Origin of the sequence: Chryseobacterium fluminis, assembly GCF_026314945.1 — a bacterium.
Lineage (GTDB): Bacteria > Bacteroidota > Bacteroidia > Flavobacteriales > Weeksellaceae > Chryseobacterium > Chryseobacterium fluminis.
Window position 1 is genome coordinate 3,715,114 of sequence record NZ_CP111121.1, and the last position, 24,804, is coordinate 3,739,917.

At 35.2% G+C, this 24,804-nt stretch carries 26 protein-coding genes and 1 tRNA gene; 13 read left to right on the forward strand and 14 right to left on the reverse strand.

Annotated elements, in window-relative coordinates; all coding sequences use genetic code 11:
- Positions 1–308 precede the first annotated feature (308 nt).
- The 5 genes from ODZ84_RS17045 to ODZ84_RS17065 all read left to right on the forward strand — a co-directional run bounded on the left by ODZ84_RS17045 (position 309) and on the right by ODZ84_RS17065 (position 3,776).
- Positions 309–794 (forward strand): Coq4 family protein, encoded by a 486-nt coding sequence (locus tag ODZ84_RS17045; RefSeq protein ID WP_266173597.1) that lies wholly within the window; start codon positions 309–311, stop codon positions 792–794.
- 5 nt (positions 795–799) lie between these two features.
- A complete protein-coding gene (locus ODZ84_RS17050) occupies positions 800–1,090 on the forward strand; it encodes a hypothetical protein (RefSeq protein WP_266173598.1) in 291 nt (96 codons plus the stop codon).
- A gap of 31 nt (positions 1,091–1,121) precedes the next feature.
- Positions 1,122–2,495 carry a DUF4153 domain-containing protein gene (locus ODZ84_RS17055; RefSeq protein WP_266173599.1) on the forward strand — a complete coding sequence of 458 codons (1,374 nt, stop codon included), beginning with the start codon at positions 1,122–1,124 and terminating at the stop codon, positions 2,493–2,495.
- A gap of 177 nt (positions 2,496–2,672) precedes the next feature.
- Positions 2,673–3,212 carry a hypothetical protein gene (locus ODZ84_RS17060; protein WP_266173600.1) on the forward strand — a complete coding sequence of 180 codons (540 nt, stop codon included), beginning with the start codon at positions 2,673–2,675 and terminating at the stop codon, positions 3,210–3,212.
- A 51-nt stretch (positions 3,213–3,263) separates the two neighbouring features.
- Positions 3,264–3,776 (forward strand): hypothetical protein, encoded by a 513-nt coding sequence (locus tag ODZ84_RS17065; RefSeq protein WP_266173601.1) that lies wholly within the window; start codon positions 3,264–3,266, stop codon positions 3,774–3,776.
- A 65-nt stretch (positions 3,777–3,841) separates the two neighbouring features.
- Here the strand turns inward: ODZ84_RS17065 and ODZ84_RS17070 are convergent, their stop codons facing one another.
- The 3 genes from ODZ84_RS17070 to ODZ84_RS17080 are packed head-to-tail and all read right to left on the reverse strand — an operon-like array spanning position 3,842 to position 5,460.
- Positions 3,842–4,528: an FKBP-type peptidyl-prolyl cis-trans isomerase gene (locus ODZ84_RS17070; protein ID WP_266173602.1), complete on the reverse strand. Its 687-nt coding sequence runs from the start codon at positions 4,526–4,528 to the stop codon at positions 3,842–3,844.
- A gap of 30 nt (positions 4,529–4,558) precedes the next feature.
- Positions 4,559–5,008 (reverse strand): D-aminoacyl-tRNA deacylase, encoded by a 450-nt coding sequence (gene dtd / locus ODZ84_RS17075; RefSeq protein WP_266173603.1) that lies wholly within the window; start codon positions 5,006–5,008, stop codon positions 4,559–4,561.
- The gene (locus tag ODZ84_RS17080; protein ID WP_266173604.1) at positions 5,008–5,460 is read right to left on the reverse strand and encodes a hypothetical protein; all 453 of its coding nucleotides are present in this window, start codon (positions 5,458–5,460) and stop codon (positions 5,008–5,010) included. Before ODZ84_RS17080 ends, dtd begins: the two co-directional genes overlap by 1 nt.
- Before the next feature lie 108 nt (positions 5,461–5,568).
- Here ODZ84_RS17080 and greA point away from each other — a divergent pair, with 108 nt between their 5' ends.
- The 7 genes from greA (at position 5,569) to ODZ84_RS17115 (ending at position 11,459) form a co-directional block, all read left to right on the forward strand.
- On the forward strand, positions 5,569–6,039 hold the full coding sequence (gene greA / locus ODZ84_RS17085) for a transcription elongation factor GreA (RefSeq protein WP_103294252.1): 471 nt from the start codon (positions 5,569–5,571) through the stop codon (positions 6,037–6,039).
- A 54-nt stretch (positions 6,040–6,093) separates the two neighbouring features.
- The gene (locus ODZ84_RS17090; RefSeq protein ID WP_266173605.1) at positions 6,094–6,483 is read left to right on the forward strand and encodes an HIT family protein; all 390 of its coding nucleotides are present in this window, start codon (positions 6,094–6,096) and stop codon (positions 6,481–6,483) included.
- 74 nt (positions 6,484–6,557) lie between these two features.
- A complete protein-coding gene (gene clpX, locus ODZ84_RS17095) occupies positions 6,558–7,745 on the forward strand; it encodes an ATP-dependent Clp protease ATP-binding subunit ClpX (RefSeq protein WP_266173606.1) in 1,188 nt (395 codons plus the stop codon).
- Between the two features lie 78 nt (positions 7,746–7,823).
- Positions 7,824–9,773, forward strand: a complete 1,950-nt coding sequence (locus ODZ84_RS17100; RefSeq protein ID WP_266173607.1) for a T9SS type A sorting domain-containing protein — start codon at positions 7,824–7,826, stop codon at positions 9,771–9,773.
- 5 nt (positions 9,774–9,778) lie between these two features.
- The gene (locus ODZ84_RS17105) at positions 9,779–9,994 is read left to right on the forward strand and encodes a signal peptidase (protein WP_266173608.1); all 216 of its coding nucleotides are present in this window, start codon (positions 9,779–9,781) and stop codon (positions 9,992–9,994) included.
- A gap of 60 nt (positions 9,995–10,054) precedes the next feature.
- Complete coding sequence (locus ODZ84_RS17110; RefSeq protein WP_266173609.1) at positions 10,055–11,341, forward strand: TlpA family protein disulfide reductase; 1,287 nt, start codon at positions 10,055–10,057, stop codon at positions 11,339–11,341.
- 44 nt (positions 11,342–11,385) lie between these two features.
- Positions 11,386–11,459, forward strand: a tRNA-Met gene (locus tag ODZ84_RS17115).
- Between the two features lie 58 nt (positions 11,460–11,517).
- Here the strand turns inward: ODZ84_RS17115 and ODZ84_RS17120 are convergent.
- The 11 genes from ODZ84_RS17120 to ODZ84_RS17170 all read right to left on the reverse strand — a co-directional run bounded on the left by ODZ84_RS17120 (position 11,518) and on the right by ODZ84_RS17170 (position 22,741).
- Complete coding sequence (locus ODZ84_RS17120) at positions 11,518–12,819, reverse strand: HlyD family secretion protein (RefSeq protein WP_266173610.1); 1,302 nt, start codon at positions 12,817–12,819, stop codon at positions 11,518–11,520.
- A 6-nt stretch (positions 12,820–12,825) separates the two neighbouring features.
- Entirely contained in the window at positions 12,826–15,018 is a 2,193-nt protein-coding gene (locus ODZ84_RS17125) for a peptidase domain-containing ABC transporter (RefSeq protein ID WP_266177395.1), read from the reverse strand.
- An 82-nt stretch (positions 15,019–15,100) separates the two neighbouring features.
- Positions 15,101–15,286 (reverse strand): bacteriocin-like protein, encoded by a 186-nt coding sequence (locus ODZ84_RS17130; RefSeq protein WP_266173611.1) that lies wholly within the window; start codon positions 15,284–15,286, stop codon positions 15,101–15,103.
- Positions 15,287–15,321: 35 nt separating this feature from the next.
- A complete protein-coding gene (locus ODZ84_RS17135) occupies positions 15,322–15,498 on the reverse strand; it encodes a bacteriocin-like protein (protein ID WP_266173612.1) in 177 nt (58 codons plus the stop codon).
- A 147-nt stretch (positions 15,499–15,645) separates the two neighbouring features.
- Positions 15,646–17,157: a thioredoxin domain-containing protein gene (locus ODZ84_RS17140; RefSeq protein WP_266173613.1), complete on the reverse strand. Its 1,512-nt coding sequence runs from the start codon at positions 17,155–17,157 to the stop codon at positions 15,646–15,648.
- A 108-nt stretch (positions 17,158–17,265) separates the two neighbouring features.
- On the reverse strand, positions 17,266–18,165 hold the full coding sequence (locus ODZ84_RS17145; protein WP_266173614.1) for a hypothetical protein: 900 nt from the start codon (positions 18,163–18,165) through the stop codon (positions 17,266–17,268).
- Between the two features lie 105 nt (positions 18,166–18,270).
- The gene (locus ODZ84_RS17150) at positions 18,271–19,092 is read right to left on the reverse strand and encodes a GLPGLI family protein (protein WP_266173615.1); all 822 of its coding nucleotides are present in this window, start codon (positions 19,090–19,092) and stop codon (positions 18,271–18,273) included.
- Between the two features lie 198 nt (positions 19,093–19,290).
- On the reverse strand, positions 19,291–20,358 hold the full coding sequence (gene gwsS / locus ODZ84_RS17155) for a grasp-with-spasm system SPASM domain peptide maturase (protein WP_266173616.1): 1,068 nt from the start codon (positions 20,356–20,358) through the stop codon (positions 19,291–19,293).
- 175 nt (positions 20,359–20,533) lie between these two features.
- Entirely contained in the window at positions 20,534–21,436 is a 903-nt protein-coding gene (gene gwsG / locus ODZ84_RS17160; RefSeq protein ID WP_266173617.1) for a grasp-with-spasm system ATP-grasp peptide maturase, read from the reverse strand.
- A gap of 91 nt (positions 21,437–21,527) precedes the next feature.
- On the reverse strand, positions 21,528–22,445 hold the full coding sequence (locus ODZ84_RS17165; RefSeq protein WP_266173618.1) for a hypothetical protein: 918 nt from the start codon (positions 22,443–22,445) through the stop codon (positions 21,528–21,530).
- 98 nt (positions 22,446–22,543) lie between these two features.
- Complete coding sequence (locus ODZ84_RS17170) at positions 22,544–22,741, reverse strand: grasp-with-spasm system A modified peptide (RefSeq protein ID WP_266173619.1); 198 nt, start codon at positions 22,739–22,741, stop codon at positions 22,544–22,546.
- A gap of 296 nt (positions 22,742–23,037) precedes the next feature.
- Between ODZ84_RS17170 and ODZ84_RS17175 the strand changes: the two genes are divergently transcribed.
- The gene (locus ODZ84_RS17175; RefSeq protein WP_266173620.1) at positions 23,038–24,762 is read left to right on the forward strand and encodes a helix-turn-helix domain-containing protein; all 1,725 of its coding nucleotides are present in this window, start codon (positions 23,038–23,040) and stop codon (positions 24,760–24,762) included.
- Positions 24,763–24,804: the final 42 nt, after the last annotated feature.

Genomic DNA, 24,804 nt, shown 5'->3' on the forward strand with positions numbered 1-24,804 from the left:
AATCTATGAATAATAAAAAAATAATCCTGGTAGGAAAGTCATTCTTTTGGAGCTTTTTCATAATGGGAAATATTTGCCTGTTCGGTTATCTCATTTCTAAAAATGATCAATTCGCAGCTGGTGGATATCTTCTTTTAATTTTGGGGACGATAATCAACCTGCTCGCAATTTCAGGTTTAATGATTTATGGATTTATACATAGATCCAAACTTAAAGCCTGTAAGAATGCGTCGATGATTATCTGTCTGAATATTCCGATCGCAATCATCTATTTCTTTATCGGAATTTCCCTTTTAAAAATATAAACCATGAAAAAAATACGCGTTCAGTTTCTGCTTTTTGTCTACGATAACACCCAAAAACTGTATCGGAAGTACTTTAAAAAGAAAAAAAGACAATGGCAGTTTACAGAAAAGCAGCTGCTGGAATTTCAGGAAGATTCCCTGGGAAGAAAGCTGGGTGAATTTTATAAAAAACATGGCTTCACCATGATCCCTAAAATGGAAGATCATGACGTACACCACCTGATCACAGGCTGCGGGACCCATTTTGAAGACGAAATTGCCATGCAGTTTCTGCTGTTGGGAAACGGAAAGCTCAATGCCCACCTTTTAGCGGCTATTGTTCTGGGGACCCTGATATTACCGGAGTATCTGAAGATTTATATCAAAGCCTATAAAAAAGGGAAAGGTATGAGGCCGTTTTATCACTGGGATTTTGAAGCATTGCTCTGGCAGAATTTCGAGCATCTGAAAGATTTTATCCAACAGAAGAATCCAACGGTTTTATATTGAGTAGGATGGAAAAATTAAAATTCAGTGCCACCGGAAAAAATACATTTCTTATCTCATGGATCATCGGAACAGTGATACTCTTGTTATATGTCCTGACAAAGTCATGGATCCTGGTCTGGGCAGGATTTTATTATGTACTCGCAGCAGCTATTATCAATATGATTATCTTTTTCCACGAACTTCTGGCCTTTGTCATCGATGTGGCAGACCATAAGCCACATGGAAATTCAGCCTTGCTGATTTTGCTCAACGTTCCTATAGCAGCACTGTATTTTTTGATATTCTTTAATCTGTAAATCCTTCATCATCTAATTTATAATTAAAAACATGAAAACACATCATTATATATTTCTTACCACCGCCTTATTTGTTATATTGTTTTATAATGAAAATCCGGGGCTGAACCTTGGTATTCTCGGGCTTGTCTACTCATTTTTAACGTTGTTTAAAACTAATCGTAGAAACAGGACAAAAACGTTTTTCTTTCTCTTCATCACAAGCATCCTTTCCAGTGCCGCATTTGCCTGGTATGGCGATTCTTCTTCTTTTTTAGCAGTGGTAAGCTCTCTGTTGCTGCTTTCTTACCGGTCCAGAAACAGAAGAATGAAAATTTTATTTTTAATTCCTGTCGTCATCGTCAACTGCTTTACATTTCTGTGTCGCTCTTTAAGTTTTGATCAGTGGCTGCCCGTAAAAAGCAGGTCGGGACTTTGGCAGAAATTACTGGCCTTTATAGTCATTCCTCTGGTGCTTATTTCAGTCTTTTTTGGCATATATGCTGCGGGAAGTGATCATTTTGCCGGCCTTTTCAGCACGGTGGAATTGGATATCGATTTCTGGCAACTGTTCTGTATGGTGATATTGGGATTTTTTATTGCATTCAATTATTGGAATCACTCAGTTGAAAAATTAATTTACAAACAGAATCACCTACTCGACAATGACTTTAACGAGCAGCATAAGATTCAGAAATCTACCTATTCTTTTCTAGATCTGAATGCAGAACGAATGAGTGGCGTAATTTCTTTTTTTGCCTTAAATATTTTACTGTTGTTTTTTATCATTACTTATAATTATGAGCAGTTCTTCGAGACCGTAAAATCCCCGGTTAAACTCTCAGAAGAGACGCACGAGAGGGTAAATGCCGTAATTGCTTCCATTATCATGGCCATATTGGTGATCATGTTTTATTTTAAGTCTAATTTCAATTTTGACCCTAAAGCCTTTTGGATGAAAGTTTTGGTTAAAATATGGATTTTTCTGAATGCCGTTTTAGTCATTTCGGCGATGGTGAAAAATTCAGAATATATCCTTAATCACGGGTTTACCTATAAACGGCTGGGAGTATATGCATTTCTCATTTTATCACTGATAGGACTCGTAATGACGTTCATAAAAATCCAGTACAGGAAGAGAAATGTTTTTCTCTTTAATTCGATGGCATGGTACGGATACGGAACGGTTCTGATCTGCAGCTTTATTAACTGGGGCGGTATCATTACCTCGGAAAATATGAAACGTAAAGATTTTGCGGTCAGGTATCATCAGTCCCAAATTAATTTCAGCGAAAAAGCTTTGATAGAATATGCCGAAAAAAAACAGGATCATAAGTTGAAGCAGGAAGTCATAAAAAATGTGAAACCCCGGAAAAATGAAAATTTTCTTTCTAAAGTACTGTATTACCAAATGATTCAGGACTGATGATAGCAGATTAAATAAACATGAGGAGAAGAAAACAGAACCGGATTTTTATCTATAAACAGGCATTTTCTGTATGTTTCTCTACGGTATTCCGGGTTTCTAACTCTTTAAACTATTAAAACAAAGGTATGGAACAGTTTTAGCTTTTCAATATACTCAAATATAAAAAGACCTATTATGAAAAAGTCCTTATTGCTGATTCCATTAATTATCATTTCCTGTAAAAAGGATCCTGTGGTCGCTGATACCTCGAATAAAGACTCATTGGCAGTTACACCACAAACTGATTCAACATCAATTGCAGATTCCGTGGCTCTGAAAAAAAAGGATTCGCTAATCAATAATGCACCTGCGACTAAAGAAGTTCTGCGTAAAGGAGTCATGAGAAATATAAAAGACGATCAGATCATCAGAACAGCAGATGCAGAACAGCTGCCATTCACATTAGGTGAAGAATTTACAAAAGAAGGACAGGTGCTGGTTTTAAAAATAACCAATTATAATAAACCGGCTATTAAGGCGAAAATTTCAACAAAAAACAAAGATTTTAATATCAGGATCAATCAGATCAAGATGCCTAATGGTGAGTTTGACGGACCTTTCAGCCAGGAAATGACACACGAGGTTAAAGGCAAAGGTGAGGTTTGGCTGATGATCGGACAAAATAATATGGCTTCCGGAAATACGACAGGAAATTTTACGGTAAGTGTCGAATAACTATGTAAATTTTGGTATAATTTCTGCAAACTAAAATTAAATTTTAAAATTATGAAAAATATATTTTTGACAGCGGCAGCCGCCTCGGTGGTAATGGTAAGTTGTGGAACAGTACAGTCGTTGGTTCAGAATACATTTCCTTATACAGCCAATGTTTTAGTTTCCACAGGAGTCCCTGCAGATAAGGAGGTTTCATCCACATCCACTGCGTCCAACGTTCAGACCTGGTTTGGAGGTAATAATGATGCTAAGATAAAAGATGTTAGAATTTCGGATGCAAAGGTTTCAGTCGTAAGCCCTTCCGGAGGAAATCTTAGCGCTATAAAATCCATTAAGGTTTATGTTTCGTCTACCGGGACCGCTGAAAGATTAATTGCCTCCCGCACCAATATTTCGACCAATTCTTCCAGTCTAAATCTAGATCTTAATGATACAGGATTTCTGGACAGTGTCGTAAAAAGTTCGGGTCTTACCGTCAGAACGGTTTATGAATTAAAAAATCAGACGACTTCTGATATGAACCTAAAAATAGCACTCAATTTCAGCAGTATTCCTGCCAATTAATTCTTGTAAAAGTTTATTATTCAAGAAAACGTCTTTCAAATTTTGAAAGACGTTTTTGTTTATTGTTATTTAAAATCTGCAAGTTCTACATCGAAAATAAGCGTAGCTCCCGGCGGGATAACTCCACCGGCTCCGTTATCTCCGTAGGCAAGATCAGAGGGAATATAAAATCTGTATTTTGCACCCTTGGTCATCAGCTGAATTCCTTCGGTCCAGCCCTTGATAACGCTGGAAAGATTCAGTTCCATTGGTTGTCCGCCTCGGTTATCCGTAGTATCGAAAACGGTTCCGTCCATTAATTTCCCGGTATAGGTTACATTCGCTGTGCTGGAAGCGGTAGGCTTTGCTTTTCCGTCACCCGGTTTCAGCACTTCATACTGAAGTCCGCTGGCGGTGGTTGTTATTTTTTTGTTCTGCTTGTTTTTCGCAAGAAATTCTGCACCTTTCTTTTTATTTTCTTCAGCCTGTGCTTTAGCCTGAGCCTGTTTTTTTTCGTTTTCTTTCTGCATGAAATTCTGCATGAACGCATTCATTTCATCCTTTGGAAAAAGTTTCGGCTTATCCGAAAATTCGTCTTTTATCGCCTGAGCCAAAAGGTTCGGATCTATAGATAGTCCCTGTCTTTTCATATTTTGGGCAATATCCATTCCGATATAATAAGAGGCTTTCTGCTCATCAGTATAAGTAGCATTCTGAGCAAAAGAAAAGCTTACGCCTGCAAGAAGAACTGCGGTAATTAAGGTTTTTTTCATTGTATAATCTAAATATAAGTTGTTGTAAATTTAAGCTTTTGTAACAGAATCCATCACAATGGTAACGGGGCCGTCATTTACTAAAGAAACTTTCATATCGGCTCCGAAGATTCCGCTTTCCGTTTTCAACCCTGATTTTGAAATCTGTTCTTTAAAATAATCGAAAAGAGGAACCGCTTTACCAGGTTTTGCCGCTTTAATAAAAGATGGGCGGTTACCTTTCTTATAATCGGCCATTAACGTAAACTGGCTGATGCATAATATCTCTCCTGAAATATCCGTAACCGATAAGTTTAGTTTTCCCTCATCATCGCCAAAGATCCTTAAATTCAGAATTTTCTGTACCAGCCAGTCTGCATCTGATTTTTCGTCATTTTCATCGATGCCCACCAGAAGCATCAGACCTTTTCCGATTTCCCCGACCGTTTTCCCATTAACTTGTACACTGGACTCCGAAACCCTCTGAATAACTGCTTTCATTAATAATAGATATTTAAATCCTTCGTAGAAGGATTGTAATTGTATAAGTAGGTTTTCGGAGGAACGCTTGAAACAGCAGTAGGCTGACCGGTAAGCAAAATCCATTTGGCATTATCCTTTGGACAGATAATACTGACATTATCCTTTACTTCCAGAGTGGTATCGTTATCCGGGCAAAGGTGAGGTGCGTTTCTGTCATAAACTTTAAAGGTGGTATCGGGAGATCTTACCACGATCAATCCTCTTGTTCCCGATTGGGCAAGATCAAGGTAAACCCATCCATTCACCTGGTTCAGATTGTAATAGGCCGGTTGGTTCAGATTGATCGATACATTAATGGGAGAGCTGGGAAAGCAGTTAACGGTATCAGCGCTGCTTCCACATGAATTTATAGCTAAGATACTGAATGTCAGTGTAGTGAAAATACTTAAGATTGAAAAAGTTTTTTTCATTTCAATTTAAATTTTTATATATTTGTAAAAATAAACGATTACAACTCGAAAACATTGTCCGGCAAATGTCGGATTATTTTTTTATACTAAAACTAAATTTTGAAAATTATGGCAAGCTATGTTACAAAGGAGGGATTAGAGAAAATGAAAGCTGAGCTGGAACAGTTGGAAACTGTGGAAAGACCAAAAATTACCCAGCAGATCGCAGAAGCAAGAGACAAAGGAGATTTGTCTGAAAATGCAGAGTATGATGCGGCCAAAGAGGCTCAGGGTATGCTTGAAATGAGAATTTCCAAGCTGAAAGATGTTATTTCTACTTCTAAAATTATAGATGAAAGCCAATTAGATACTTCAAAAGTTTCGATCCTTACCACGGTGAAGCTTAAAAATAATGCCACCAAACAAGAACAGGTATTTACATTGGTCCCTGATAACGAGAGCGATCTTAAAACAGGCAAAATTTCTGTAAATACTCCTATTGCAAAAGGTTTGCTTGGGAAAGTTGTGGGTGAAACGGCAGAGATCACTTTACCGAACGGAAACAAACTGTCTTTCGAAGTACTGGATATTACGCTTTAAACAGTTGTTGTACATAAAATCTAAAGGCTGAATCTAAATATTAATTTCTAAAAGATGAGTACAATATTCACAAAGATCATTAACGGCGATATCCCTTCCTATAAAATTGCCGAAGATGAGAACTTTATTGCATTTCTGGATGCCATGCCCCTTGTAAAAGGACACACCTTAGTGGTTCCTAAAAAAGAAGTCGATTTGATTTTTGACCTGGACAGCGAGGAATACAAAAACTTATGGAGCTTTGCCCAGAAAGTGGCTAAAAAGATCAAAAGTGCCGTTCCATGCGTTAGGGTAGGAGTGGCTGTTGTCGGGTTAGAGGTTCCCCATGCTCATATCCATCTCATTCCACTGAATACAGTGGAAGATATGAACTTTAGAAATGAAAGACTGAAGTTATCCAACGATGAGTATACTGAAATTCAGAACTCAATTATTAATTCTTAAAAATTAAAGGAAACTCGTAAAAATTAACTTTACGAGTTTCTTTAATCATATCCGTATATATATATTATATAAAAATGAATTCAAACCAATGTTCTTTCTGTGGCAGAAAAAGAAATGAAGTACAGATGCTGATTTCTGGTCAGAACGGTTTTATCTGTGAAAACTGTATCGAGCAGGCTCACTCTATCGTAAAAGACGGTATTTCAAAAAACGAATATTCTCCTGCAGAAAATATAGACGAACTGAAGAAACCAAAGGAAATCAAGGAATTTCTTAATCAATATGTAATCGGGCAGGACCAGGCGAAGAAACAGCTTTCCATTGCCGTTTACAATCATTACAAAAGACTGCTCCACGCTCAGGACGAAAACAGAGAAGTTGAGCTGGAAAAATCGAATATCATCATGATCGGTGAAACCGGAACGGGAAAGACGCTATTGGCTAAAACCATTGCCAGAGAGCTGAACGTTCCTTTCTGTATTGTAGATGCAACGATTCTGACAGAAGCAGGATATGTAGGAGAAGATGTGGAAAGTATCCTGTCCAGACTTCTGATGGTGGCCGACTATGATGTAGAGAAGGCAGAAAAAGGCATTGTATTTATTGATGAGATTGATAAAATTGCCAGAAAATCCGATAATCCGAGCATCACACGAGATGTTTCCGGAGAAGGCGTACAGCAGGGACTGCTGAAGCTGCTTGAGGGGAGCATTGTAAATGTTCCGCCACAAGGAGGAAGAAAACATCCGGATCAGAAATATATTCAGGTGAATACCCAGAATATTCTGTTTATTGCAGGAGGTGCTTTCGACGGTATTAAAGAGATCATCGAAAGACGAATGAATAAACAGGCTATAGGATTCAGTGCTGAAAAAATAAATAAAGTAGAAGAGGACGAGGATGTATTAACAAATATTAATGCGATTGATCTCCGGTCTTTCGGACTAATTCCCGAACTTTTGGGAAGATTTCCGATCATTACTTATCTGGAAAAACTCACTAAGGAAACGATGGTAAGAATCATGAAAGAACCGAAGAATTCGATCGTGAATCAGTTTGTAGAACTTTTTAAAATGGACGGCACCAATCTGGTCTTTACCGACGGAGCTATTGAAAAGATAGTAGAAGAAACTATGGAGAAAGGTTTAGGGGCCAGAGGATTGCGCGGAACCACAGAAAAAGTCCTTGAAGACTATATGTTTTCAATAGGTGAAGAAAAGGAAATTATATTAACTGAAGATAATATTTTTGTTAATAAATAAAATAATTTTTTTTTTTTAGAAAAAAATGATACCTTTGCAGTTGAAGATATTGTATTAACACACAAATATTTATATACAATGAGAAAAAGTTTATTTGCTATTGGTTTATTAGCAGGCGTTTATTCTGTTCAGGCGCAGAATGTTTTACTTCATGTAGATAATGCTGCTACTACGTATGTAAGTAAAGGCACACTGGTTTACAGTGGTGGCGGCTTGCAGATGAAAGGTACTGGAGCAGTTGAAAACCATGGTAATTTTATGGTTTCAGGAGCATCCACAGATTCTTTTAGAACGATCGACAATTCTAATGTCGATAAAACGGAAGCGAATGGGGGAAGTAATTTTATAAACAGATTAAATGAGCCTACAGCTTACGCAAACCCGGGAGTTTCTAACAATTATACTTATGGTCAGCTTTACATTTCCGGTATTCCGCAAGCGAATATTACCGGTATTGTCGATCAGGAGCTTAGAGCCGTTAATCATGGGTCTTATCAGCAGATAGGTTTACCTTTTTATGATAAAACAGCTTCTACCTTAAGCACGGAATTAGGAAAAACATTTACGAACGTAAGAGGTTCCAGGAATGAAATCCTCAGTTGGAATAACAGTACGGTAGTTTCTCAGAACTTTCCGGTTAATTCCAGACTGGGAGTTACCAATCCGGGACTTGCTTATTATATGTTAGGTGGCCAGGGACTTGATCTTACCACTACCAGAATCGTTAAAGGTCGTCCGTTAACTGATATCGGATCTTCTGTTGTATTGGCAAATGCCGGTGCAAGTGTTAACTTCGGATCAACAGGGAATAATCTGAATCAGTACAACGAAAAATACTACAGCTATCTTCAGGATGGATGGGATGCGACTTCTGGAGCCTGGCAGGGTACTTATGGTAAAAATATCTACCAGTTTGGTAATCCTTATATGACGAATCTGGATTTGTCTAAAATCGCTTATGCAGAAACAGGTGCCGGAGACGGTAACAGACTGACAACAATCCGCGGAGTAAGAGTAGATGTTGTGAATGTTGTTTCTACCAATGGCGGTACGGGATCTTCATCGTACAGATTTATCTCTTTTGCAGGTGATGAACCAGTAGGAGACGTTGAATACAGAATGGTAAGACCAATGGGTACTTTTGTGGTAAAGCTGAGCAATAATTTAGCTGCAGGGGCTGATGCCACTCTTAATTTTGGTACCTTAAGAAGATTCAACTACTCGCCAAGAGCAAATGGTACGGACTACGGGGTAAGTGCGGCTAAAAATTCTGCGAAAGCAGGCACTGTAAAACAATTGGGAGTAATAGGTCTTGATGCTAATGGTAAAGAAATTGGCAGAACTTATTATGTAGTATACCCTAATGCAACAACAGGACATTCTGCGGATGCCAGATCTCAGGTTTCTGCGGTTTCTGCAAACGTTATCGGGACATTTGAAGAAGCTCCGAACGGAGGTTACGATAATAATTATACAGGTCAGTATTGGTTATACATCAATGAGGCCAATGAAACGAACTTCAAAGGTAAAAATGTAAAACTGGTAAATTATGACCTTAATAAGGTTAAATATTATAAGTTTGAAATCAGAGAAAGTGGTGAGCTTGTAAATGCAGGAACTCATGCACTGTCTTCCGGAACCGGTTTTTATTATAAAGCACCAAACGGCACTGTTCAACAGGCAAAACAGGGAGATGTAGTTACTGTAGCTGGAGCCGAATACGATCTATATTACGGAGAACCAACCACAACGAATGTTTTAGCAGTTGATAAACCAATGGCTACACCTTCCAGAACAATGGTTGTCTATAATCCGGAGATCACAAATTATATTGTTAGATTTGATCCTAAGTGGAAAAAAGCAGATATTGAAGTTTATGATATGAGTGGTAAACTCGTTATTTCTAAAAAAGCAGTTGACGCATCAAGGGATTTCGTAATAGAATTAGATGGTTCTGTTAAAAACTCTTACATTGTTAAAATTGTTTCAGACAAAGGAGAAACTGTTAATACCAAAATCTTAAAATAAAATATATGAAAACTATAAATAAACTAGTTTACGCATTTTTCTTGTTAGCTGTCTTGATGGTTAATGCACAAGATACACCCCCAGATCCGGGAGGAGGTGGTGGAGGAACGGGGCCAGGAGTGCCATCCGCACCTATTGATATGTATGTTTATGCATTAGGAACCGTAGCAGTACTGCTGATTGCTTTTTTTACAAAAAAGTACAAAAATCAAAAAATATAAAATTTTATTAAAATATTTGAAACTCTCTGATTAGTCAGGGAGTTTTTTTATTTTTACACCATGAAAAAGATTTATATACTCTCTACAGCATTAACTGCATTTTCTCTGCAGGCTCAGTTTACAGTTACGGTTCAGACGCCGGCTGACTTTAAAGATCAGGATGCTATATTATACTCATTAAACGGTTCCAAAGATATTATTGCTTCGAAAGAAAAGCTGAAAAATAATACATTAACGTTCAAGTATCCCGGCCATTATATGGGAATGATGAAAATTTATTTTCCGGATACCAATAACACATTCAGTTTTATCTCTGAAAATAAAAATGTGAGCATCAAACTCCTTACCGAGAACAATAAAATCAAAGACATCACCTACCTGGATGAAGCGAATGACCTGATGAGCAAGACCCAGGAAGGCTCTCAGAAAAAAGAACTGATACTTCCTGCACTGTCTCAGATCAAAGAGTATTATAAAGACAATACAGATTTCGGTAAAGCTTTAAAAACTGAAATAAACAGGCTGTCCGGTAATACGGAGGAGCTGAATCAGGCCGGTCATCCTTTTATTTATTATTATACTACCAACTACAATAAATATCTGTCTAATGATACTTCAAAGAAAGTAAGTCAGGATGAGATTATCAATTTTATAGATAAATCGAATGACATGCTGGAGACGTCATCATTACTAAGACCTCTGTTAGTAAACTATCTGAACTCAGGAGGAAATACCAATGTTGCAGGATCTGTAGATAAACTTTTAGACAGATTAAAAGTAGAGACGCCGAGGGGCCAGACCGTACTTTCTGAATTGATCGATATCTTTGATGTCTATGAAATGAAAGACCTCAAAGATAAATACCTGACTCAGGCTAAAAATCTTAAATGTACGATTACCGACCGTCTGGCATCAACGATTAATTCAAATAAGAATGTAGAGATAGGAGCTGTATTTCCGAATTATAAATTCCACTCTGCTGTGGGAACCACGGCAAAATCTATTCATGAGGTAAAGGCTGATAAAAAAGTGGTCGTTTTCTGGTCGTCAACCTGTTCCCATTGTGAGACTGAGTTGCCCCAGCTGTTAGCAAAATACAATAGCTTAAAAGCTAAAAACATTCAGGTGATCGGTTTGTCTATGGATATTGATAAAGATTCCTATACTAAAAAGATTTCCGCATTTCCATGGATTAATGATTCGGAATTACGCGGATGGAACAGCACGTACTCTGAAACATACAATGTTCATGCGACGCCGACGTATTTTATTTTAGATGCTAACAATAAGATAATCAGCAGACCAGATCACGTTGGTGATGTTTTAGAATATTTTAAGTTAATATAATTTTGGTGGAATGTAAATATTTTCTATATTTGCACCACCAAAACGGCGAGGTAGCTCAGTTGGTTAGAGCGCAGGATTCATAACCCTGAGGTCACGGGTTCAATTCCCGTCTTCGCTACAACAGCGAAAAAAACCGAAACATTTGTTTCGGTTTTTTTATATTTTAATATCAGATATCAACTTTGGTAACCCAATAGTTTTCTGATCTGGTAGAAGAATCTTTCAATCAATCTTAAATCCTGTGTAACAATCTCAGCATTGCCCTTAAGCTCTTTATCAAAAGTCAGCTGTTTATTATAACTTGTTTTTAACCCTTTAGGAAGAACAACATCCACATAGTAGTTTCCTTCATTATCGGGAGAAAGAGAAATATTCTGAACCTTACCTTCTACGATACCGTATTCCTGATACCGGTAGTTGTCTAATTTGATTAAAACTTTTTCTCCGGGTGTAATCTTACCTGAATTAGTCGCAGGAACCGACATTCGGCCTACTAATTTTTCTTTATTCTTTGGAAGGATAGATAAGATAGCATCGCCTGTTTTAATGAACTGATTTTCGCCGAAAAACTGTTGAAAGCTGGCAACACCATCAGTCGAAGAAATAACCAGATAATCCTGCTCCCACTGTTTCAAGGATTTTCTTAGCTGCTCAAACAGCTGCAGCGTCTGTGATGAATAAGTAATCTTGTCTTTTTCGGTATTAATAGCGGTACCGCTCTTAGTCTTATTGAGATTGGAAATACCTTCTTCCATCTGGGATAATGAAATTGTAATGTTTTCAAGATTCTGCTGAGCCTGGAGATACTTTATTTTTTCATTCTCAAGTTCCATAGACGCAATGACACCCTGGTTAAAGAGTTCCTGAGATCGCTGATAGTTTTTTTTGGTAAGCTCATATTTTGCTTTTTCAAGGCTTTTCTGCTGCTTGAGTGTAGTAATCCGCAACCTGTATTCTGAAATACTCTGATTGGCCGCTAAATGTTCAGGAGCATACGGCTGAAGTCTCGTAAATAATTCCTCATCCTGGAAAGCTTTGGCGAAATTGTTATAATCGCCCTGTAATTCACCCAATTTAAAATGAGAAGCAACATGAACGGGAAATTTGCCCAGCTGACTGGGACTTATGGAATCTACCATTTTTTTAAGCTCTAAAATATCTTTATAATTTCCGGAGGACTGCATGACCATCAAAACATCATCCTTTTTTACTTCCTGATGATCTTTAATGAATATTTTTTCAATTTTAGAATTGGTTCTTGCCTCTAATTTTTCTGGCGGATTTTGTGAAGTTACAATAATAGGCGCGGGTATAAATTCAGGATATTTGATTAAGTAACTCATCACCAGAATAAGGCCGAGAATCATCAATATAATCGTATTTCCCCATCGGATCATCCAGTGAGGGGGCTGGGTAAGGATATCCTGCACACTTTCTGAGCGCAGTTCAATATTATCTAATATATCTTTATCAGTCATCTTTAATTAATTTCCAAGTTCTAATTGATTTTTAACCAACCGGTAATATTCTCCTCTTAATGTCACGAGTTCATTGTGACTTCCTTCTTCAACAACTTTTCCTTTATCCAGCACAATGATTTTGTCTGCATGCTTTACTGTTGAGAGCCTGTGAGCGATCACAATGGCTGTTTTACCTTTGAAAAACTGTTCAAGATTTTCCATAATGACTTTTTCATTATTGGCATCCAGTGCAGAGGTCGCTTCGTCAAAGAAAATATAATCCGGAGCTTTATAAACCGCTCGTGCAATAAAGAGTCTCTGCTTTTGCCCGCCGCTTACGCCTAATCCTTCGTTTCCTATTTTCGTATTGTAGCTGAGCGGAAGTTCTTCGATAAAATCTTTGATGTTGGCAATTTCTACAGCTTTTCTCAGCTTTTGTTTATCGACATAATCTTCTCCTACCGCTATATTGTTGGCAATGGTATCGTTGAAAACATAGCCTTCCTGCATTACCACCCCACAATGGTCTCTCCAGAATCTTGGGGAAACGTTTTTAAGTTTTGTATTTCCGATCCGGATATCTCCGGCACTGGGCTCGTAAAACTTCATCAGTAGTTTTAAAAGCGTGGTTTTTCCGCTTCCGCTGGCCCCTACGATGGCTGTTGTTTTCTGATAAGGAATACTGAGACTTAAATTTTCAAACACCAAAGCATCCGAGCCGATATACCGGAATGATAAATTGTCTATTTCAATATCTTTTTCCGGAATCTCATGAGCATACTGCTCATCTTTGCTTTCTTCATCTTCTTTGTCATGTATTTCACCTAATCTTTCCAGAGATATTTTGGCATCCTGGGTTTGCTTGATAAATTCAATTAACTGTAACAGCGGGCTGTTAAGCTGTCCGATAATATACTGAACCGACAGCATCATCCCTAACGTCAGATTGCCACTTAAAACAAGCTTTGCAGAGAGGAAACTTACCAGAATATCTTTCATCTGATTGATGAAATTCCCACCCACAGACTGCCACTGTTCCAGGGAAAGAGATTTTATCCTGATTTTAAACAGCTTTACCTGCAGAAATTCCCAATCCCAGCGTTTTTGTTTTTCAGCATTATGCATCTTAATTTCCTGCATACCGTTGATAAGTTCTATTACTTTACTCTGTTCCTGGGAAACCTGGGAGAACCTTTTATAGTCGAGCTCCTTTCTTTTATTAAGAAAAAAGGTGATCCAGCCGATATAGGCTACCGCTCCCACGAGATAAACGACAAATAATCTGTAATCATAAAGTAATAAAACGATGCTGAAAATAACGAGGTTTACCAGTGAAAACAGCGTATTCAAAGATGAACTTGTAAGAAGCTGTTCTATCCGGTGATGGTCATTGATTCTCTGCATGATATCTCCTGTCATTCTTGTGTCAAAGAAACTGATGGGAAGCTTCATGAGCTTAATAAAGAAGTCTGAGATGATAGAAATGTTAATTCTCGCTGAAAGGTGCAGCAAAATCCAGCTCCGGATGACCTCAATTCCCATTCTTCCTATAAAAAGCATGATCTGGGCTATTAAGACAAGATAAATAAAATTAAGATCCTGATTCTGTATCCCGACATCGACGATACTCTGGGTTAGAAAAGGAAAAATGAGGGATAGTAAACTCCCGGCCAGAAGCCCTACGGCCAGCTGTATGACAAGAGATTTGTATTTTAGTAAGTATTTTGAAAGAAACGTAAAACTCGCTTTACTTTCCTTATCATCAAACTCAGTCTGGAAAAATGCGGGCGTCGTCTCCAGAATAAGCACAATGCCTTCTTCTGTTTTTTCATTGGCATTTTCGCCGATCCACAATTTGATGAATTCTTCCCGGGAATAGGTGATTAATCCATAACTGGGATCCGAAATATATACTTTTTTGTTTTTATCAATTTTATAAACCACTACAAAATGGTTTTTATTCCAGTGTACGATACATGGAAAAGGAACTTCTTCAGTAAGCGTTTCAAAATCAATCTGCACTCCTAAAGAACGGAAGCCCAGATCTTCGGCAGCATCACTGAGACCGAGCAGGCTGCTCCCTTCACGGGTGGTTTCCGAAAGATTACGTATTTGCTGTAGGGAAATAGATTTTCCGTAGTATTTGCTTACGATACGAAGACATGTAGGACCGCAGTCTTTTGAATCCGGCTGACGGTAAAAAGGAAAAGATTTCAACTTCAATTATCTATCTATTGGTTTAAAATAAGTTGCCGCCGTATATGGCGACAACTTCTCTTTTATTAAAAGTAATCTTTAATTAATAGCAATATCTATTACAAAGATGTCTGCACAAATCTCCAAAATCAGAGGGTGCATTGTCCTGGCAGGCAGTAATTGTAGAATAACAGGCAGTTGCAGCCGCCTGTGCTCTTGCACATTCTTCCGTGATTCCTCCCTTTACAGTTTTAAGGCTGCCTCTTGAGAGTTTTTTTAGATTGTTCATTGTTTAAATTCGTTTTGATTATCGTTTTAGTTTTTTTAATCTATCGGATAATAAGTACACAGATACGTACCTGTGCCGGCTCCCGATATCAGTCTGCAGGCACCATTGGCACAGCACCAGTCTGGTCCGCAGTCTCCGTCTTCCGGACACTGGCGGAAACCGCCTTTAATCGTTTTTAGATTCTCTCTGTCGATTTTTCTTAAATTTTTCATAGTAATTTAGTTTTGTGATTAATATTATGAGTTCAAGCTTTTCGATACTTATTATAATTATGCTTCCTAAAAGACTGAACCCGCTGACTGTTATCGTTTTTAACTTTTCCTAAATTAGTAAATTTAGGAATACGCCGACCTAATTATTTAAAGATCTTCATCTTCCAGTAATTCATTGATGAAGAACCGGATATCTTCACGGTCATATTTCTCAGGAAACTGGTATCCGTTAATAATAAAAACCGGGGTAAAGTTCAAGCCTGCTTCACTGTTTTCTTTTGACATGCCGATCAGCGGTCCCAGATTTTCCTGAATAGATGCTCCGGCTACTTTTTCTTTAATTTTATTTTCATCTTTTGTCTCATACCATAATTCGATTGCGTTCAGAAATTCCTTCTGAGACTTGTTTTTATACAGATACATGAAATCGGAGATAAGCTCTGTGTACCGGTCATCAGCCCGTTCCGGAGCATAATTGAATCTCATCTGAGCAGATACATCGTCAGGATACTTTTCCAGGATCTCTTCCAGGATTTCGTGAGCTCCTTTACAAAAGCCACAATAGGGATTGGAAATGATGTAGATATGAAGCTTTGAATCTTTGTTTCCTACAAAAAAAGTTTCTTTATCCGTGAAATTTATTTTTTCATGATCCGTCAGTTCCCTTTTGAAAAGCTCGTAATTTCTTTTAAACCTAAGATTTTTAGCATTGGCTTTCTGCAGTGTTTCTTTTTCTTCCAGAGTATTGTTGAGAAATAAGACTACGGAAAAGACAGAAACCCACAGAAGCAGCGTCAGTAAGAGAGATCCTGTACTAAAAGAGACATTTTCGAAAAATAAAATTCCCGTAGCAAGCTGTACAACTAAAACAGAAATGATCAGAAGACAAACACGGCAGAAGGTTTTTTCTACAAATGCCTGTACATATAGAGAGTATCCGATGGCAATTACCGATGCAAAGGTGAACCCTTTAATAATAAATGAGGTAGCCGGTAAAAATAATCCAAGTACTGCTATTCCTACAAAATAGATCAGTGAAAAGTCTGAAAACTTTAATCCTAAAATACTTGTTTTATCCTGTGTGATAATCTTATTACAGGAATTGACCGTCTGGGCCCCTTGAGGTGTTCCTCCACAAATGCTTCCGATCACAGTAGATGTTGTCCCGAATTTCTGATTGAAAATTTCGAGGGAAATGTATACCCCTGCCAACGAAAGGATATTAAAAACTGCTTCAAACCAGGCCAGGTTTACCAAAGAATAAATGGCAATAATGCCCAAGATGATATATACAAAAGGTTTATAGTCGGAAACCGATTTACTTTCTGCAGCAGCTGTTTTTTCAAACAGCAATACGAAGTCTGTCGATTTTTTATGAAGATCTTCCTTATTTAACGTTTTGGTCTTTTCCGAATAAACGGAATACTGAGTTCCCGATTTTTTTACCAGGGAAAATGAATTATCCACAATTGCAATAAACTCCTCCGGCAGCTCATCCCAGTATTCTTTATCTAATTCATAAGCATCATTGCGTACTCCCATAAAGTTTAATGTATCGCTAAAAGCCAGTGCCGACGGATAGTTAGGATGTGAATTAAACTGGAAGAGAAACTCCTGTTTGTCAAGTTTTAAGTAGTTTATTAGTTTATCAAATAGCATATTAATTTTTTTTAACTAAAATACGCAGATGTTTTAAAAAAACAAGTGTTTTTTCTTGAAATAGTGATTTACGGGTCTTTGATTATGAATCATGCAATTATACTGTCTCTAACGGTTTCTATTATTATAATCACGCGTGATTATTCGAGATTTATTGATGGTAGGAAATCCTATGGCTTTTCTTCTCTGGTTTATCTTGACAGTGTCAAAACGCAAATCATCAGCATGTTGAAAAATACCGTATTCAGTTTCCAGATAATTGATATACTGATGTTTGTCTACAAGATCCATGTAATCTCTTGGAATACATTCTCCGGATTTTACATGTTCTACTAATTTTATTTTAAAATATTCATAATGTTCCGATTGAGCTATATGGTTAAGAAGTGCACCCATAGGCATAAATAAATTATTGTTTCCGTAAAGGCCTATTTTCTGTAAAGAGGGGAATCCGTAATTCTTTAAAGTCCATAATAAAAGCTCTGCGTTCTGGTCGTCCTTTTCTTTCAGTCCCGGTGTTTCATAGATACGACCATTGTATTGATCTCTCTGGAAAGCAATTGAAAATGAATCTATCAATCTTTGGTTAAGAGATTTTTTCCATTGGGTCACTTTTTGCTCAACTTCTAAGCTGTCAATGCCATATTTTTTGTACAATTTAAAAAACTCGGCATCTTCCCTTTTATACTTCCAGTTCGGTGCAGATTGTGCGATTAGTTTGGCAAGACTTTTTCTACCGCCAAATCTTTTACCGTATTGATCGGCAAGCTTTATGTAAGTTTCATATTCCTCAATCCTTTCATTTTGAGCCGGAGGATATTTTCTGAATAACCGGCGGTATTGTTTTATTGCAGCTAATGTATCTTGGTTAATTCTGTAGATACTGTCTATATCATATACCTTATTATAATACTCAACATAATTGAGAGGTTTACTTTTACATGCTGACGTACAAAATATTACAGTCAGTATAAACACGCTTCGAAGATAGATTTTGGCTTTTTTCATCTGGTGTTATTTTCAATATTATGTTCTATTGAGGCCGGTTTTAAATGAGATCTCACTTAAAAAAATCTAAATGAATCTCTTGTGTGATTCCTGAATTTCTCATATTTAAGGATACTTTACAGCTTTATCAAGTTCAATCGGATTATAGTATTTCTTAATGTCTGATTGATATTGTGATTTTATTTCGTTTAGTCCCTCAATGGTTTTGATTCTTCGGTCATAGATGTTAAGCTGCCAATCCTGATCTTTCATATTTTCGAATTCGCTGAAGGGGTTGTTATAAACATCTGACAATAATTTCTGATATTTAGACAAAGTAATTTTAATGGCTGCATCGCCAAGATTGGTTTCCACAACATTATGGGTGTCAAATTCCACATCCATTTTCTTAAAAGAGATCAAGGTATAATTGAAATTATTTTTAGTATCAGATAATTGCATAATTAATCCCGGCAGACCTCTGAATTTATATGGTCCTTCGGGAATAGGAATGTCAGATGAGAACCAGGCTGTCCATGATCGTCCTCCCCAATAAGTATGTGCTTTTTGTACTTTATAGTTTTTATAATTTTTTGTAGAATCAAGGATTTTCCAGGACATTTGATCTGATGATGAAAATGTGTAATACTTATCATCTACATTTAAAAAGTTTTCATTTGTAAAACTACCTTGACTTCTTTTAATAATTTGTTGCAGCGGGATGGAGAATGTTACCCTCTTATTTATTTTTATAAGAGAATCAAATTTTAATTGTTTTTCAAAATAGAACTTCGTTTGCCTCTTTTGGAGATCCAAAATCATATTCATTGTTGTATAATTTTGATTTGTAGAATCTCTTTTATAATCAAATTTATATATCGCCCTGTAACTTTGAGAATATAAAAAGGCTTGTATTAAAAATACAAAGAATACTATTATTTTTTTCATTGTAAAATGTTATAAACTGGGAAAGTGATTAACTTTCCCAGACTCATATCTTTCAGAATATTGATAATCTGGCGCTCTGAAAATTACTCTTTCCATAATATTTGTAGAAACTAATTTAATAATATTAATTTGGTTTGAAAATATATGGAAACTATTTAAGTTGGCTCATACATCACTGCTATAATAAATGATCATTAGTCAGATTTTATAATAAATGAGTGCTTCTTTTTTTAATGGGTTATCACTCCATTTTTCCCATTCTGCTTTGTAAGGATTGTAACCACATTTCAACGGTTTAGAAGTGTCTAACTGTTCGTCATTGATATGGGTTCTTTCTGTATAAGCTCTACAGTCTGTACAGATATATCTGAACTCACAATCTTTACAAACTTCTATTTTATCTTTAGTTATTTCCCAATATTTTTTAAATCCAATTTGATTAACGGCATGATCCAAGGATGTATTACTGATATTACCAAAGCATTGGTGCATAGAAGGACAGTTTTTAATATTTCCATCTATATCAATACCCACTTTTTTATAAAGACAGGAGTTATGATAGGTTGCTTCGGCTACTTTATGAAGGTTTGTGTTAAAGTATTTTAGATCTACTTTTCCACAAGATGTTTTTCTTAGATGTTCTTTGGTAAAATTGACAGTAAATTTAAATTGATCTTTTAATTTAAAAGGAACTTTATCACACTTATAAAATACAATATTAAATATTCTCAAGCTTTTATAACTGAGTTCCTGAATCCAGTCTCTATTGATAATGCTATCATATTCGGAGTAAATCTCAATACCTGTAAGGCAACTTTTTTTAAAAATATCTTCTATCTCTAAAAATTCGTCAAATACCATTTTTCTATTACAGTAGATCACGAGATGTTTAATTTCTAATTTTTCTATTGAACCTCGTATAGAATAAAGAATCGCCAAAGCATTTAATTCTACATAAATGTTTGATATCCTATTATAGTCATAATAGTCGAGTGATAATGGAGGGAAATTTTTGTCCCAATCATCGTTGCTTATGAAACCGTATTCCTTTTCTAATAATAAATCGAGATATTCCTGAACTGCTCCCTGAGATTCTTGATCATACTTCTTTAAAATAACCTCAATAGAACATACTTTTAATTCCTCAATAAAATAATACAATTCTAGCGGATAAAGCTCTGAGGTATTTCTTTGCAAATCAGAGATAAGCATTCTACATGCTCCCTCTGTAATCATTATATTACTAAATAAATTAAAATACGTCATAGCATTCGGGTAAGGTGTTTTAGAGGTTTTTCTCTGATGAGAAAGTTGGTGTCATATTTATTTGATTGTAAATAATACGTGATATTACTGTTTAGCTTTACAATATTTTTACTTTTAAAAAGCTCAATATATTTAAATGTAAGCGGTAGATATTGGTTTTCTTTAAATTTTTTTTTCATAAAAAATCAGCTATTTCCTTTTCCAATTGATAATTATATACTAAAGAAACATCACCAAATTGCCCAATGGAATTGACTTCCAAAAAGTAGTATTCGTTTCCTTTTTTGATAAAGTCTAGTGATCCGCAGTTTAAATCTAATCTATGCATTAAAAGGTCAATTTTATTTTCAATTTCCTTAGGCAAATTATATTTAACATTTCTATTAGGTTTTTTCATATTGTACTTTCTAAAGTCTATTCTAGTCTGTTCATCATTTTGAGAAAAAATAGCCATAGACCAGCATTTTCCATGTAAATAAAAAGTTCTGATCTCAAAATCCTTTTCAATATTTTCCTGAAAAAAAGAAATGAAGAAGTCCTCTTTCTCTTTCTCCTGTATAATAGAAGTGTACATAAAACCATCATGATTTTTGGTAAGTTCGGTGAGTGTAACGTTACCATTAATAGTTTTAATAATAGTTTTTCCAAGAATAACATCATCTGTATTATCTGCCAAAAAATAAGAAGGAACTGTTAACCCTATCTTTTGGGCGTACTCAAGTACTAATAGTTTATTTAAATGGGCGTTTTTTTCTTTGTTAATATGCTTTTTGTCACCAATCGTTTTTCTTACATAATCTTCTAACCAATGTTGGGTCTCATACATATGGAGATTAATTGAAGGATTGCAATACTTTATCCGTTTAAAATTAAGGCCTCCTCTTCTGTACCAGACACTGTCAATCTCATCAAGGAAAAATGTATTCCGTTCGCTCTTCAAAAATATTTTCTTCTCATTTAATTTTATTTCAAAAAGTTCATCTTCGTGAATGCGGATAAATTCTTTATTCATCATAGAAAGCCACTTAATTACTTCATTTGTTGTTCTTTCATTGTTTTGTGAAATTATGAGAATCATATTGTATATATTTTATTTGTGTTTTATAAGGCACAGAAATTCCAGATACAATTAATAGTATCCTAATATAAAGCGTTTTATGTGTATGGATTTATTTCTGTCGATTTTTTATATTAAAATCTCGACCAATTTTTACAGATTTTTTTAAAGAAGGAAAACCTATTTCTTTTCTTCTTTTGTTTATTTTTATAGTATCGAACCGTAAATCATCAGCATGTTGAAAAATACCATATTCAGTTTCCAGATAATTGATATACTGATGTTTGTCTACAAGATCCATATAATCTCTTGGAACACATTCTCCGGATTTTACATATTCTACTAATTTTATTTTAAAATATTCATAATGTTCCGATTGAGCCATATGATTAAGAAGCACACCCATTGGCATGAATAAATTATTGTTTCCGTAAAGACCTATTTTCTGTAAAGAAGGGAATCCGTAATTTTTTAAAGTCCATAATAAAAGCTCTGCGTTCTGGTCGTCCTTCTCTTTCAGTCCCGGTGTTTCATAGATACGACCATTGTATTGATCTCTCTGGAAAGCAATTGAAAATGAATCTATCAATCTTTGGTTAAGAGATTTTTTCCATTGTGTCACTTTTTGCTCAACTTCTAGGCTGTCAATGCCATATTTTTTGTACAATTTAAAAAACTCGGCATCTTCTCTTTTATATTTCCAGTTGGGTGCAGCTTGGACAATAAGTTTATCAAGACTTTTTTTTCCGCCAAATCTTTTACCGTATTGATCGGCAAGCTTTATGTAAGTTTCATATTCCTCAATCCTTTCATTTTGAACCGGAGGATATTTTCTGAATAGCTTACGGTAATTCTTTATAGTTGCTAATGTATCTTTATCAGCTCGATGAGTACTATCTATGTCATATACTTTATTATAATATTCTACGTAATTCAGTGTTTTGCTTTTACATGAAAAGATAGAAAGTATTATAAAAAATAATAAAATGAAATTATAATATTGTCTATATATATATTTTAAATTTTTCATTCCTAAGTTTATTTCGTAATAATACTAGATTTAGAATTAATGTTTCGATTAAATGGCTGCCAAAAGAGACAGCCATTATTACTAATTAAATATAACTACTAATCTATTGATAAGGTACCAACAAATTTACCATCATTAAACATTTTAGTATCGCCTGTATTACCAGGGGAACCATCTGGACCGGTGGGTGTAGTCGTTCTAATATTTGTAGCACCTCCTCCTATGACAGAGTTCATATTTTTTAATTTGTTGTTTTCTAATGAAGCAAAGTTCTTCATTCCTGTTAATTTTTTCATTTTTTTGAATTTTAAAATTTAATAATAATTTTGTCATATTATCCCTGACATGGGTTTGCTGATCAGCTATCAAATTATTTTTGCACTGTACACTTACAAAAAATGAATTTGCATTTTAACTGAAGCAAAGATGCAGGTGATTTTTTAGCAAAACAAGAAATAGATCTCGAAATTTATAAATTTAGAGGTGTGTTTGGTGTATTAATGTATTGAATTTTAATATGTTATTTTTTCTTTGTAATGTGAGTTAATACCATGGATAAAAATATGTATTATTGCACCTGAATAATAGTAATATGCAGAAGATTACCCTTATATTTTTATTCATCATGTTTCAGAATCTATACTTTTCTCAAAGTGTAAAAGGATTTGCTGTTCCCGATTCTTTAAAAACCAGAAACCTTGAGCAGCTGCAGAAAGCTTATAACAGGGTATTCCGTATTGATAATAATAAAGCAGAGCTATTGGCCAATGTAATTCTTGTAAAAGGCAAAAAAGAAAACAATAACGATTATATTTATGATGGATACTATAAACTGGCTCATATCAGAGGATTAAAATCTGAAAACGGCTATCCGTATGCCGACAGTTTATTAAAGATTACCCAACACATAAACAGTAAGGAATATCCGGCAAAAGCCTATATTATAAAAGGAATATTACTGAATTACGAATATCAATATACCGAAGCACTCAATCAGTATATCACCGCACAAAAACTGTGTAAAAATAAAAATCCCGATCAGTTTTATTATCTCAAAAAATTAATAGGTATCTTAAAAACAGCTACGGGGGAAAATGAAGAAGCACTTCCGCTTTTCCTTGAGTATTATAAGTATGAAAAGCAAAAACAAGCCACAAAAGATCAGGATATCAAAAGCTATATAGGTTCTATTTTTTCAGTAGCCAATTGTTACAATAAAGAAAAACAGTACAGAAATGCTTTACAATATATTGATCTCGGGATAAATGAATGTAATAAATATAAGGATTATACCCATTATGCCTATTTTATATCTGCTGCAGGAATATCCAATTATTATATAAAAAATTATATAAAATCCGAAGGTTATCATTTAGAAGCTGAAAAAAAATTTCTAAAAAATGGAGATTCTTGGAATTTAGCCATTACATATTACTTTTTAGGTAAAATAAATTATGACACCCATAAAGAAGATCAGGCAATACAATATTTTATCCGAACGGATTCTGTTTTATCTGTTTCAAAAGACTTTGATCCTCTTACCAGGGATGGTTATGAAATATTAATTGATTATTATAAGAAAAAGGATGATAAGCCAAACCAGCTCAAATATATCAATAAATTGGTTTTTGCTGACAGTATTATAAATAAGAGGAAACAGTATTTATCGAAAGAAATATATAAAAAATATGATACGCCTATTCTTCTTGAAAAGAAAGAAGAATTAATACATGATTTAAGTAATAAAAATTCTCTGTTATATATTTTTTTAGGAATAGGTCTTTTTTGCATTTCTCTTTTGATCTATTTTTATAATGAAAATAGAAAAAAGATAAAAGAATATAAAAAACAGGCAGAGAGGTTATTAAAACAGTTGAAATTTAATGAATATTTTACGGTATTATCGGAAGAGGTGATCACAACGCAAGACCCCGTTGCGAAACCTGAAAGAATGAAGAGTGTGCCAGATGAGGTATTGCATGAAATTAAAATAAAATTAGAGCGCTTTGAAAATAATAAGAAATTTCTCCGCAAAAATACGACAGTAGACAGTTTATCCAGAGATTTTAAAACAAATCGTGACTACTTATCCAAATCAGTCAATGAGCTCAAAGGCAAAAATTTTTCACAATATCTAAATGAGCTGAGAGTAAATTACATTATCCATGAATTAAAAGATAATGAAAAATTGAGAAAACATACGATTGCTGCAATTTCAGGTGATATCGGATATAATAATGCTGAATCATTTTCTAATGCATTTAAAAAAATAACAGGAACTTTACCTTCATATTATATTAAACAATTGGAATCGTAGGCAGGTGTTATTGTTTGGATATCAGTTTTTTATTGTCTATTT

What these genes read in the sequence shown, in the direction of transcription:
- ODZ84_RS17165 (WP_266173618.1), bottom strand. Translation starts at nt 22,445, where the DNA reads ATGAAAAATTTAAAATATATATATAGACAATATTATAATTTCATTTTA.
- ODZ84_RS17100 (WP_266173607.1), top strand. Translation starts at nt 7,824, where the DNA reads ATGAGAAAAAGTTTATTTGCTATTGGTTTATTAGCAGGCGTTTATTCT.
- ODZ84_RS17145 (WP_266173614.1), bottom strand. Translation starts at nt 18,165, where the DNA reads ATGAAAAAAGCCAAAATCTATCTTCGAAGCGTGTTTATACTGACTGTA.
- ODZ84_RS17170 (WP_266173619.1), bottom strand. Translation starts at nt 22,741, where the DNA reads ATGAAAAAATTAACAGGAATGAAGAACTTTGCTTCATTAGAAAACAAC.
- ODZ84_RS17105 (WP_266173608.1), top strand. Translation starts at nt 9,779, where the DNA reads ATGAAAACTATAAATAAACTAGTTTACGCATTTTTCTTGTTAGCTGTC.
- ODZ84_RS17175 (WP_266173620.1), top strand. Translation starts at nt 23,038, where the DNA reads ATGCAGAAGATTACCCTTATATTTTTATTCATCATGTTTCAGAATCTA.
- dtd (WP_266173603.1), bottom strand. Translation starts at nt 5,008, where the DNA reads ATGAAAGCAGTTATTCAGAGGGTTTCGGAGTCCAGTGTACAAGTTAAT.
- ODZ84_RS17045 (WP_266173597.1), top strand. Translation starts at nt 309, where the DNA reads ATGAAAAAAATACGCGTTCAGTTTCTGCTTTTTGTCTACGATAACACC.
- ODZ84_RS17070 (WP_266173602.1), bottom strand. Translation starts at nt 4,528, where the DNA reads ATGAAAAAAACCTTAATTACCGCAGTTCTTCTTGCAGGCGTAAGCTTT.
- ODZ84_RS17055 (WP_266173599.1), top strand. Translation starts at nt 1,122, where the DNA reads ATGAAAACACATCATTATATATTTCTTACCACCGCCTTATTTGTTATA.
- ODZ84_RS17150 (WP_266173615.1), bottom strand. Translation starts at nt 19,092, where the DNA reads ATGAAAAAAATAATAGTATTCTTTGTATTTTTAATACAAGCCTTTTTA.
- ODZ84_RS17120 (WP_266173610.1), bottom strand. Translation starts at nt 12,819, where the DNA reads ATGACTGATAAAGATATATTAGATAATATTGAACTGCGCTCAGAAAGT.
- ODZ84_RS17110 (WP_266173609.1), top strand. Translation starts at nt 10,055, where the DNA reads ATGAAAAAGATTTATATACTCTCTACAGCATTAACTGCATTTTCTCTG.
- greA (WP_103294252.1), top strand. Translation starts at nt 5,569, where the DNA reads ATGGCAAGCTATGTTACAAAGGAGGGATTAGAGAAAATGAAAGCTGAG.
- ODZ84_RS17065 (WP_266173601.1), top strand. Translation starts at nt 3,264, where the DNA reads ATGAAAAATATATTTTTGACAGCGGCAGCCGCCTCGGTGGTAATGGTA.
- ODZ84_RS17090 (WP_266173605.1), top strand. Translation starts at nt 6,094, where the DNA reads ATGAGTACAATATTCACAAAGATCATTAACGGCGATATCCCTTCCTAT.
- gwsS (WP_266173616.1), bottom strand. Translation starts at nt 20,358, where the DNA reads ATGACGTATTTTAATTTATTTAGTAATATAATGATTACAGAGGGAGCA.
- ODZ84_RS17050 (WP_266173598.1), top strand. Translation starts at nt 800, where the DNA reads ATGGAAAAATTAAAATTCAGTGCCACCGGAAAAAATACATTTCTTATC.
- ODZ84_RS17080 (WP_266173604.1), bottom strand. Translation starts at nt 5,460, where the DNA reads ATGAAAAAAACTTTTTCAATCTTAAGTATTTTCACTACACTGACATTC.
- gwsG (WP_266173617.1), bottom strand. Translation starts at nt 21,436, where the DNA reads ATGATTCTCATAATTTCACAAAACAATGAAAGAACAACAAATGAAGTA.
- clpX (WP_266173606.1), top strand. Translation starts at nt 6,558, where the DNA reads ATGAATTCAAACCAATGTTCTTTCTGTGGCAGAAAAAGAAATGAAGTA.
- ODZ84_RS17135 (WP_266173612.1), bottom strand. Translation starts at nt 15,498, where the DNA reads ATGAAAAATTTAAGAAAAATCGACAGAGAGAATCTAAAAACGATTAAA.
- ODZ84_RS17130 (WP_266173611.1), bottom strand. Translation starts at nt 15,286, where the DNA reads ATGAACAATCTAAAAAAACTCTCAAGAGGCAGCCTTAAAACTGTAAAG.
- ODZ84_RS17060 (WP_266173600.1), top strand. Translation starts at nt 2,673, where the DNA reads ATGAAAAAGTCCTTATTGCTGATTCCATTAATTATCATTTCCTGTAAA.
- ODZ84_RS17140 (WP_266173613.1), bottom strand. Translation starts at nt 17,157, where the DNA reads ATGCTATTTGATAAACTAATAAACTACTTAAAACTTGACAAACAGGAG.